Here is a 2,285-nt window from a genome sequence, read left to right as displayed (position 1 = left end):
GCGGCTTTCTCGGGCGCAAGGGCGACGGCGAGCCCGGCCTGAAGACGATTTGGCTCGGCCTTCAGCGCGTCATGGACTTCGCCGCTGGGATCAAATTTGCCAGAGAGGCTCATGAGTTATGAGATGTGTGTAATGGGATGCCTTTGACTATGTGCCCGTAGACGATGTCACTGGCATTCACAGAAGTCCACGTTCTGCAAGCGAGGTGGTCTCCCCCTCGCCGACGATCAGATGGTCGAGAACCCGTACCTCGATCAGTGCCAGTGCTTCCTTCAGCCTTTGCGTGATGCGCAGATCCGCCTGACTGGGCTCGGCAACACCACTGGGATGGTTATGGGCCACGATCACCGCGGCGGCATTGGTCTCAATCACTCTGCGTACCACCTCCCGTGGGTGAACGCTTGCACCGTCAATGGTGCCATGGAACAGCTCTTCATAGCAGATTATGCGGTGTCTGGTATCAAGGAACAGACACGCGAATACCTCGTAGCATAAGCCGCAAAGCCGCAGCTTTAGGTAAGCCTTCGTTTCTTTCGGACTGGCCAAGACATCCGCTGTAACCAGATACTTTCCCTCTAGGCACCGAATCGCTTTCGCGACCAAGTTGCGCTCACCCCTCGTCAGGTGTGGCCTCCCATTGATGGTTTCGTCTGGAAAGAAAGAGAGTTGTAATGACATGGTATGTCTCGCGTGTTCATGGGGAGACACACCCTCCCCATGGGGAGCGCGAGTCTCCCGGTGGGGATCGAATGGGCCGCGCACCCGTTTAGGGCGCGCAAGCCATGGGCTTAGCAGTACTGAGCGTCGTTATCCCTGCGGCGCAAGTTCGTCATGCGCAAAGGCCCCGACGCTGAGGTTGCCCTCAACATCCAGGGACAACGCATAGAGGCCGTCGTCCATGGAAGAGTCCTTGGCGCGGTGTTCCCTCGCCCTGACGAGCACCTCGGACTCATCCAGGGGGCCGACCAGGAAGGGCTCGCAATCGCCCTCAATGACCAGCAGCCAGTGGCGTGCCGGGGGGCACGTCGCGGTTTCGATGCCGTTGTTTGGTGTCATGTGTCTCTCCGTTGAGTTGGGGAGACGCACATTCCCCGATCGGGGAGGCGCCTCCCCTTGGGGGTTGATCGAACTGGTTTGATTACTCGGTCGCGGCGACGCCGTTCGGGCCGACCACGACGAGTTTGTTCCCGTCCTTGACGTGCGCATGGACCTGCTCCAGCAGGACGATCGCTTCAGCGTCCAATTGGGTATCGGGATGATTGGCGACCTGCGCGACGATCGCCGGAACGGCGTCGTAGCAGAACAGCCCCGCCCGCAAGCCGTCGCGCACGGACCGCCAGGGTTTGCATTCTTTGCGGTCGACCAAGAGATAATCAGGACACCAGGTCACCCTAGTCCGGCCGCCGTCCGCCACGTCGAGTGCGGCCAGCTTCTGACGGAACTGATAGGTCGTCGCATCGAACACCTGGCGGCCACAGGAGACCCAGGCGTGGAACAGGAAGCCGCCGGTTCCGGCGGCCACCGCGGCCCCTTCCCGGTGGTGACACACCACCGCACCGGGGTCTTGGCCGTCGACGCGCCAGGCGGCATAGCCGGCCACCAGGCGCACGTCGTCGATGCCCTCGCGGGCCAGTAGGTGCTGACAGGCCAAGGCGTGCCAGATGCAGTCCGTGCCGAGGTGACTGCTCGCCGTCGTGGCGATGGTCCGCACGGCCGTGGCGACCTGGCCGGCGATCTGTTCGGGTATTTTCATGGTGTTCTCTTCGTGAGGGGGGACATGCCACCCCGCAGGGCGTCATGCGCCCGGTTGGGGTTTCGCGTTGGTCATCGTTTCGGCTGTTTTTGTAGTCCGCTCAGCTTGCGGTGATCTCGGTCTCGCCATGGAGAACCGAAGAAGACCTGCGTGCGCTGTGCTCTCAGTGGTGAGTTCACCCAGAGCGCAGGGCAGGCACGCCTCCCGGACCAGGCCCGGCAGTCCACAGTGGGCTACCGGCCTGGTCCTGGCGTGGGTTGGTTACTTCAGCAGCAGCCGCCCCGCAATACGGAACAGCTCGCCCTTGAGGTCAGCGACGCTGGCGATCTGCACGGCGACCGGAAACAGATGGTCGACGCTGGTAGCAATCCCAACGCCGATCATCTCGATCCCGGCGGTGCCGGCACGCATCACCATCGCATTGGCGCTGTCCCAGTCATTTGGGCCGCCATCGGTCAGGGTCAGAATGACCCGGCGCTCTTCCTGACGCGCCAACAGGTCCGCCGCGGCATACCACAGCGCCCCCGTCATC

At 62.5% G+C, this 2,285-nt stretch carries 4 protein-coding genes and 1 pseudogene; 1 reads left to right on the top strand and 4 read right to left on the bottom strand.

Annotation, left to right across the window (positions count from 1 at the left end; all coding sequences use genetic code 11):
- A partial coding sequence (locus QZX93_RS11570; protein ID WP_295384024.1) for an IS4 family transposase occupies window positions 1–122 on the top strand: 122 nt, incomplete at its 5' end.
- Window positions 123–177: 55 nt separating this feature from the next.
- Here QZX93_RS11570 and radC read toward each other — a convergent pair.
- The 4 genes and pseudogenes from radC to QZX93_RS11550 form a co-directional block, all read right to left on the bottom strand.
- The gene (gene radC / locus QZX93_RS11565) at window positions 178–678 is read right to left on the bottom strand and encodes a DNA repair protein RadC (protein WP_295392445.1); all 501 of its coding nucleotides are present in this window, start codon (window positions 676–678) and stop codon (window positions 178–180) included.
- A 129-nt stretch (window positions 679–807) separates the two neighbouring features.
- A complete protein-coding gene (locus QZX93_RS11560; RefSeq protein ID WP_295392443.1) occupies window positions 808–1,056 on the bottom strand; it encodes a hypothetical protein in 249 nt (82 codons plus the stop codon).
- Between the two features lie 82 nt (window positions 1,057–1,138).
- Window positions 1,139–1,753, bottom strand: coding sequence for a hypothetical protein (locus QZX93_RS11555; protein ID WP_295392442.1), 615 nt, complete (start codon window positions 1,751–1,753; stop codon window positions 1,139–1,141).
- Between the two features lie 261 nt (window positions 1,754–2,014).
- A pseudogene (locus tag QZX93_RS11550) lies at window positions 2,015–2,285 on the bottom strand (hypothetical protein); the annotation flags it as partial.

The sequence above is a fragment of the uncultured Thiodictyon sp. genome, assembly GCF_903946935.1.
In the GTDB taxonomy this organism is placed as follows: domain Bacteria; phylum Pseudomonadota; class Gammaproteobacteria; order Chromatiales; family Chromatiaceae; genus Thiodictyon.
Note: the sequence above shows the minus strand (reverse complement) of the source record. Positions and strands in the feature narration are given on the sequence as shown.